The following is a 7,023-nucleotide window of genomic DNA, read 5'->3' as shown; positions in this document are numbered from 1 at the left end:
AAAATGACTCCGGCAGCATACCGAAGTCATTTAATCGCTGTTTAATGTAGCAAATGGTCTTTTATTAAACTGTCTACTTTATAGGGTTCAGTTCATAGATAACATTCTTGGCTTTTATTTTTTACATTAATTTATTTTCTGAAAGAGTAAACATTAATGTCATAAAAAGATTCTTTTGATTCTTCATATTCTTGAAATGTTCCTTCAAACGTAAAATTCAATTTCTCTACTACTTTTATAGAATTACTATTACCAGGCTCTATTTTTGCTACAATTTTAGTGATGCTTAAAGTAGAGAAAGCGTAATCCATCAAAGCGGAAATACATTCGGGCGCATAGCCCTTTCCCCAATGTGCCTTAGCAAAATCATAGCCTATTTCTGCAGTAGCTCCTTCTACGTCAAATGAATTGAATCCACAAGAGCCGATAATCTCATTGGATTCCTTCTCAATAATTGTTAAGCGAATAGCTTTGTGCTCATCAGCCAATTGATCAAAAAGTTCAATCATCTCCTTCGCTTGCTCTTCGTGAGCAAAATTGGTGATATTCATAAATTTAGTAACTTCTGGGTCTGACCAAATGTTAAATAAACTATGTGCATCAGCCATCTGCATTTTTCGTAAATATAATCTTTTTGTGTTCATGTGTTCTATCAATACTTTTACCTCCAAGTTTTTCGTTAAGTTTGGATGAAAAATATTGCTATCTGCGCATAATTCAGTCCCTTCAAATTTCGTGTATCTATTATACAATAATTGTAGTAATTGTTAAAATATTATACTGTATGAAGAGTTACAAAAGAATAGGGGGAATGATAATGATTAAAGTTACAGCAGAGAATTATTCGATTATCAAAGAAACAATAGAAAGGGCGCCAACATTTGTCTACAGTATTCTAGATCAAGTAATAGAAGGTGCAGTCTATGCCGACAATGAAAACCTTCATTCACTACTGTTTCAAACCAAATCCGGAATATACTACGTTTATGGTGATTCATCCAGCGAGCAAGTTATAAATAAACTCGCGGCTTTACTACAAGAATCGATTGAGGAAAGTAAACGTTTCACATTATTCAGTTATTCAGATGAATGGAGCGCAAAAATTGAGCAACGATTAAATGATTATGTGAATAAATTAGAAAGGTACAATTTTAGCTTCGATATAAATGCTTATAACAATAGAGAGAAACGAGAGTCGCTTGACTATGAATGCATTAAAATCAAGCAACCTCAAATTGACCATAGTTTAGAATTTGAGAATCAATATTATGAGGACTACTGGGATTCTACCGATAATTTTCTAGAAAAAGGCTTTGGTTTTTGCCTTCAGCATGAAAATAAGATCATTAGCGAAGCAGTTTCTATTTTTAGATCTCATCAATTTGCAGAGATTGATATAATAACTGATGCCAATTATAGAGGAAAAGGGTTAGCAAGCTTTATTGCAGAAAAATTTATTAATGATTGCCTTTTAAATGATTTACAGCCTTGTTGGGATTGTGATATTGATAACAATGGATCGTATCATTTAGGCGTTAAGTTAGGCTTTACTAATCCAATGAAATATCCAGTTTTTTACAAAAAACAATAGATAAGCTCACGATGTAAAAATAACATCGTGAGCTTTCTGTATGGCTTAAAAGAACCGATTGCGGATATCGAAGATATTGTAAAACAATCTAGCATCTTTAGCCATTTTATTATTAGCATTCATTTGAGGTCGTAAGCAATTTTGGAACATTTCATCGCAATATCTTGATCTACCATATCGATCATAACATTCGTCGTGTAATTTGCAGCATGAATCTACAGCATTGGTAGGTCTACCTGGTCCTGAACACCCTGGTCCGCAGTATTTATAGCCAGGGTAGCAAAAACCAAATTTGCGTTGTCTGTACATCGTCTATTCTCCTTTTTAAAAGAAATAATTGTTACTATAAAATATGAAATTTTCGCTTTTAGAAAGGGATTAAAAACTAATGTAAGTGAAAAAAGGCATTAACTTATGAGAAAAATCTATAAATGTAAGGTTCCTGTAAGCTTTTAAAAAAACTATTGTAAGGATGGAAAGCTATGATAGTCATACACAGTAAAGTTTGAAAGATAAGGAGTTTTAAAAATGAATCCATCCGTACCTCAAAAAGAAAGAATCGTATCCTTAGACATTATTCGTGGGCTAGCGTTATTTGGCATTTTGTTCATAAATGTAGCGGCCTACCAGGTAATAATGGAGGGAGGACCGATGCCTGACTATAGTGGAGTTAATGGTATTATCGATACGCTCATAGATATTTTTATTGAGAAGAAATTCTTTTCAATTTTTTCATTCCTCTTTGGTGTAGGTTTTTATATTTTTACTTCACGTGCAGAAGCGCGTGGGGATAAACCAAAATGGCGTTTTGCAAGACGTTTATTAGCTTTATTATTAATTGGCATTGTTCATATATTTGTTTTCTGGGGATCAATCTTAGCTATGTATGCAGTAATAGGTTTTTTACTGATACCTTTTTATCATGCAAAGATTTTAACAATTAGTAAATGGTTATTTGCGATTATTACTGTTCATATCCTGTGCATTCTTGGGCAAATATTGATACCAAATCAAGAAGCCTTTTCAATTGTTTTTGGATTATTAGGAAATGATGCAATTACTATTTTCATCATGTTTTTAACTGGTTTTTTAGTAGCGAAAGCTGATTGGATTAGTCATGTAAGTGAATACTCAAAACAAATAAAGTGGCTACAATTTGTGACGTTCCCACTTTTTGTTGGCATTTCAATATGGATTTGGTTTGCATCTCAAAGTGAAGATCAAAGTTTACAATTAATTATTGGATTAGGTGTAATTCCTACAACATATTTTTATTTAGCTTGTCTATTTCTTTTGTTAGAGAATAAGAAAATTGCAAAGCTGCTTAAGCCAATAGGACGAGTTGGACAAATGGCATTTACAAACTATTTAGCTCAAAGCTTTATTGGCCTAGCTATTATGTCTGCAATGGGGCTTGAAGTTGTTTCGCCTTCTGATGTAGTAATCATTGCAAGCATCACTTTTGTCATTCAAATTATCTTTAGTGTCATCTGGTTCAAATTCTTTAAAATGGGACCATTTGAAAAGCTATGGCGCTTTATGACATACGGAAGAAAAGCAGTACCGAATAAATAATTTGTATAAAACTCCCTGATGGTGAATGAATCCAATCCATCAGGGAGTTTTTAGTGCAATAATAATATGTATGAATTTGTAAAAAATGAAACCTAGAGAAGTAAACATCCGTAAAGAAGGTATCGAGATAAAGGAGAAATATAATATGGCAAAACAAATGAAAAAATATATAGCAGTCACAACTGCGTCATTTATGGCTATGCAATTAGCCGCGTGTGGGAATACAGAAAGTCAAACTGTCGAGGAATCCTCTGCTCCTTCAACGGATACAAATAATGTAACGGAAGAAAACAATTCGGCAGCTACAGCTAGTGATGATTTACAAAGTGTTTATGACAGCGACATGGCAAATGCATGTGATGAATGGAAAGAAAGTGATGATGGCTCCTTCGAATGTTTAGATGAAAATTCGCCTCATTATGCACATCATTTCTTTAATGGACTTATGTATGCAACTACCGGTGCATTGATTGGAAGTGCCATTTATAAAAGCCGCAATCTAAAAAATGGTACAGATCGAGAGGATAAAAGTGGTGGTTCAGGTTCAGCAATGCCACGTTCGACTAATAGTAATACTAGCGAAAGTAAAAATACAAATGGAATCACGACGAACGGCTCTCAAAATTCGTCTGGCGCAACATCTAACAGTTCAAATAACTCAACAACAAATAGCTCTCATTCAAATACAAGCGGTTCCAACTCTTATTCGAGTGGCAAACGTTCATTCTCAAATAGTTCAGATTCATCTTCGAATAGTTCTTATTCAAATCACTCATCAGCCAGTACTGGGAAATCAGGTTTCGGCTCAGGTGGTGCCTCTCGAGGTGGCTCTTCATCTTCTTAAAAGGAGAAATCAATATGGACAATTATTTTCAACAACGCCAAGCATTTTATTCTCAATTTCCTGATTTTTTTCCTGACTTTGAGAACTTAGAGTACGCCTTATATGATGTAATGGATTTACCTAAAGAGAAAATCGATGAAATTAACTATGCATCTACTATACTCTGGAAAGTATTTTTGAAGGTGGGTAAACAATTTAAGCATTTATCGGATGAACAACTTTTAGCACTGGGCATTCGTTCTGAAATGCTGCCCTATATCCAATTGGATTATTTACAGCAACAATCGGTACTGGCACGCTTTGATTTTATTTGTACAGAGGACGGACAAATAAAATGTCTTGAATTAAATGGTGAAACGCCATTTCTTGTCCAAGAAACCTTTGAGATAAATGAAACGCTTTGTCATCATTTCGGATTTGATAGCCCAAATGATGTTTCGGCATTACAGAAAACCTTGTCTAGTGCACTCTTTGCAGCTATGAATTATGTAAATGATTTGAAAAAACCTAAAATCATTATCACAGGGAAAACGGCAGCGGAAGATTATGAGGAATACTGCCAGATACAGTTTTTAAAGAAATGTATACCTTTTGATGTAGAATATGTACCTATAGAAGAGCTAATCATTTTCTCTAGTAATACGGCTAATATAGCTCGAGGACTCTATACGCCTAAAATGGAGAAAATTGATATTTTGTATCGCCCTGCACATCCAGTAGAGTTTTTAATAGATGATGTGTCTTCCGACGGTGAGCGTATTGGTCTACATTTATTAGAACTTGTAAAAGATGGACAGCTTGCTATTATCAATGCACCCGCTGCATATGTACTGCAATCGAAAATTTTATTATGGCTGATTTGGGAAAGAAAAAATGATCCTCTTCTTTTTAATGCAGAAGAGCGAGCGGCCATTCAGAAATATATGTTACCAACATATGTTTCGGAAGAGCCCTTTGTTCAGGAAAATATGCCGTTTGTAAAGAAACCTGTCTATTCACGGGAAGGGAATACTGTAGAAATTTATGCAGGAGATGGTACGAAAACGAATGCCTCTGCGCATACCCATTATGATGATAATTTGTTTATTTATCAGCAATATGTAGAAATGCCTTCAATAACGATAAAGCTTAAAGAAGGATTACAAACAAAGAAATGGTTAATCGGCTCATTTATCGCTGATAATCGTGCATGTGGCTTATCTTGTAGAGTAGGCAATCAAATTACAGAATGGGATTCTCACTGGTTAGCCGTTGGATATAGGGAAGAAAGCTAAATCAAAATCGGCGAAGCTCTATAGAAAGTTTCGCCGATAATTATATCTTTATTCATTCCAGCCTTTGCAAACATCAACCCATTCTTGATATGGAGTATAGGTCTCTAATTCAGAAATAGTAAGTTCAATGGCGGAGTTACTGCTACCACATGCAGGGAATACTGTTGTGAAGCGTTTGAGTGATTCATCTAAATAAATAGCAACCCCCTCATTCACGCCAAAAGGACACACACCACCTACATCATGTCCGATCTTTTCGAGTACTTCATCTTTCCCAAGCATTTTTGCCTTTGAACCAAAGACAGCTTTATATTTTGCATTGTCGACTTTGGCATCACCTGCAGCAACAATTAATATCGCTCCATCGTTTACGAGAAACGATAAGGATTTTGCAATGCGTTCTGGCTCACACCCGAGTGCCTGTGCTGCCAGTTCAACAGTAGCCGAGCTTTCGTTTAGCTCCTGTATTTTATGTTCCGCATTCCATTGCGCTAAATGCTTACGTACTTTTTCAATTGCCATATGTAATACCTCCTTACAATAATACGTTTCATTTTAACATAATTTTCTGAACACATCGCTATTTATCTTTCTGATTAACCTTGGCTATGTCTCAGTAGAAAAAAGCTGAATAATTTGCTATACTAATAGCATAATCAAATATGAAAGTTTTCTAGGGTTCCGTAGCAAATGCTAGTCTGGTCCGAGAGAAAACCACAAAATTGATTTTGTGACACGGAAGGATAAAAGCCTGGGAGATACTGTTTACAGCAGTGTTTCTTAGGCTTTTTTTTATTTGGCTACTGTGGGAAAGGAGTTTTGTTCAGGGGTAGACAGCGTGAAGTGATTGGGTATCCTGAAGAAGTGATCAGTTAGGTCAGAAAATCGCTCAACATCCGTGTTTTTAACAATAAAATGGAGGAATTCGCAATGAACAAACAATGGTTAAGTGTCGTAATTGCTGCTTTTTTTGAAGTTGGCTGGGTTATAGGTTTAAAGCATGCAGGAAGTGTAGTTGAATGGGTTGGTACTGCTATTGCAATTTTTATTAGCTTTTATTTATTAATTAAGGCTGGAGAAAGCTTGCCGGTCGGGACTGTTTATGCAGTATTCGTAGGCTTGGGGACAGCGGGTACTGTGTGTGCGGATAGCTTATTGTTCGGAGAGCCATGGAAATTAGCCAAAATGTTATGTATTGTCGTTTTACTTGCAGGGGTCGTCGGTTTAAAGCTTTTGACCGGGGAGCCTACAGAAAAAGAGGTGAATGAATAATGGCGTGGATTGCATTAGTAGCTGCGGGGCTATGTGAGATGATGGGTGTTTATATGATTAGTAAATATAATGATACTAAGAGTACTAAAAATTTGGTGTTATTGATTTTTGCATTTACCTTGAGCTTTGCTGGCCTTGCATATGCCATGAAAACATTACCGATGGGCACAGCATATGCTATTTGGACAGGAATCGGAGCAGCGGGTGGAGCTTTACTCGGAATGCTGTTTTTCAATGAATCAAAGGACTGGAGACGTGTTGTTTGCATTGTCCTTGTTTTAGGGGCAGCGATTTCTTTGAAATTATTGTCTTAATTAATGGATTAAATAGTCACCCTGCATCGGTTTAATCGTTGTGGGGTGACTTTTTTTATCCTCACTTAACGACAAAAATTCGCTAATACTTTAAAAAGAAATAATAAACATTTGAATATTATGCGTTATTTGTTAAAATAAGGATAATGAGAT

At 35.5% G+C, this 7,023-nt stretch carries 9 protein-coding genes and 1 riboswitch; of the genes, 6 read left to right on the top strand and 3 right to left on the bottom strand.

The genetic code is table 11. The annotated features are described in order from the left end of the window. Nucleotides 1–131 precede the first annotated feature (131 nt). Nucleotides 132–656: a GNAT family N-acetyltransferase gene (locus ACQKN4_RS07065; protein ID WP_427483017.1), complete on the bottom strand. Its 525-nt coding sequence runs from the start codon at nucleotides 654–656 to the stop codon at nucleotides 132–134. Nucleotides 657–817: 161 nt separating this feature from the next. Here ACQKN4_RS07065 and ACQKN4_RS07060 point away from each other — a divergent pair, with 161 nt between their 5' ends. Then, complete coding sequence (locus ACQKN4_RS07060; RefSeq protein WP_427483015.1) at nucleotides 818–1,591, top strand: GNAT family N-acetyltransferase; 774 nt, start codon at nucleotides 818–820, stop codon at nucleotides 1,589–1,591. 45 nt (nucleotides 1,592–1,636) lie between these two features. Here ACQKN4_RS07060 and ACQKN4_RS07055 read toward each other — a convergent pair whose 3' ends face one another. Next, nucleotides 1,637–1,900, bottom strand: coding sequence for a Parvovirus coat protein VP1-like protein (locus tag ACQKN4_RS07055; protein ID WP_427483014.1), 264 nt, complete (start codon nucleotides 1,898–1,900; stop codon nucleotides 1,637–1,639). Between the two features lie 219 nt (nucleotides 1,901–2,119). Between ACQKN4_RS07055 and ACQKN4_RS07050 the strand changes: the two genes are divergently transcribed. The 3 genes from ACQKN4_RS07050 to ACQKN4_RS07040 all read left to right on the top strand — a co-directional run bounded on the left by ACQKN4_RS07050 (nucleotide 2,120) and on the right by ACQKN4_RS07040 (nucleotide 5,284). Continuing rightward, nucleotides 2,120–3,166: a DUF418 domain-containing protein gene (locus tag ACQKN4_RS07050; protein WP_427483012.1), complete on the top strand. Its 1,047-nt coding sequence runs from the start codon at nucleotides 2,120–2,122 to the stop codon at nucleotides 3,164–3,166. A 145-nt stretch (nucleotides 3,167–3,311) separates the two neighbouring features. Continuing rightward, entirely contained in the window at nucleotides 3,312–4,010 is a 699-nt protein-coding gene (locus ACQKN4_RS07045) for a hypothetical protein (protein WP_427483010.1), read from the top strand. A 14-nt stretch (nucleotides 4,011–4,024) separates the two neighbouring features. After that, on the top strand, nucleotides 4,025–5,284 hold the full coding sequence (locus ACQKN4_RS07040) for a glutathionylspermidine synthase family protein (protein WP_079560792.1): 1,260 nt from the start codon (nucleotides 4,025–4,027) through the stop codon (nucleotides 5,282–5,284). Between the two features lie 48 nt (nucleotides 5,285–5,332). On the opposite strand, the gene ACQKN4_RS07035 is transcribed toward ACQKN4_RS07040, so the two are convergent. Then, complete coding sequence (locus ACQKN4_RS07035) at nucleotides 5,333–5,806, bottom strand: YbaK/EbsC family protein (RefSeq protein ID WP_079560794.1); 474 nt, start codon at nucleotides 5,804–5,806, stop codon at nucleotides 5,333–5,335. 140 nt (nucleotides 5,807–5,946) lie between these two features. Continuing rightward, a riboswitch (guanidine-I (ykkC/yxkD leader) is annotated at nucleotides 5,947–6,044 on the top strand. A 170-nt stretch (nucleotides 6,045–6,214) separates the two neighbouring features. Between ACQKN4_RS07035 and ACQKN4_RS07030 the strand changes: the two genes are divergently transcribed. Beyond that, nucleotides 6,215–6,556 (top strand): DMT family transporter, encoded by a 342-nt coding sequence (locus ACQKN4_RS07030; RefSeq protein WP_079560796.1) that lies wholly within the window; start codon nucleotides 6,215–6,217, stop codon nucleotides 6,554–6,556. Next, entirely contained in the window at nucleotides 6,556–6,870 is a 315-nt protein-coding gene (locus tag ACQKN4_RS07025; RefSeq protein WP_079560799.1) for a DMT family transporter, read from the top strand. The genes ACQKN4_RS07030 and ACQKN4_RS07025 overlap by 1 nt, the downstream gene beginning before the upstream one ends. The last annotated feature ends 153 nt before the right edge of the window (nucleotides 6,871–7,023 follow it).

This window comes from Lysinibacillus sp. NPDC093692 (assembly GCF_050280125.1).
Classification (GTDB): Bacteria; Bacillota; Bacilli; order Bacillales_A; family Planococcaceae; genus Lysinibacillus.
The sequence above is the reverse complement of the archived record's forward strand: the minus strand, read 5'-3'. Positions and strand labels throughout refer to the sequence as shown.

Bases quoted from the DNA above. Each gene is read 5' to 3' on its own strand.
- ACQKN4_RS07060 (WP_427483015.1), top strand. From the start codon at position 818: ATGATTAAAGTTACAGCAGAGAATTATTCGATTATCAAAGAAACAATA.
- ACQKN4_RS07055 (WP_427483014.1), bottom strand. From the start codon at position 1,900: ATGTACAGACAACGCAAATTTGGTTTTTGCTACCCTGGCTATAAATAC.
- ACQKN4_RS07050 (WP_427483012.1), top strand. From the start codon at position 2,120: ATGAATCCATCCGTACCTCAAAAAGAAAGAATCGTATCCTTAGACATT.
- ACQKN4_RS07045 (WP_427483010.1), top strand. From the start codon at position 3,312: ATGGCAAAACAAATGAAAAAATATATAGCAGTCACAACTGCGTCATTT.
- ACQKN4_RS07040 (WP_079560792.1), top strand. From the start codon at position 4,025: ATGGACAATTATTTTCAACAACGCCAAGCATTTTATTCTCAATTTCCT.
- ACQKN4_RS07035 (WP_079560794.1), bottom strand. From the start codon at position 5,806: ATGGCAATTGAAAAAGTACGTAAGCATTTAGCGCAATGGAATGCGGAA.
- ACQKN4_RS07030 (WP_079560796.1), top strand. From the start codon at position 6,215: ATGAACAAACAATGGTTAAGTGTCGTAATTGCTGCTTTTTTTGAAGTT.
- ACQKN4_RS07025 (WP_079560799.1), top strand. From the start codon at position 6,556: ATGGCGTGGATTGCATTAGTAGCTGCGGGGCTATGTGAGATGATGGGT.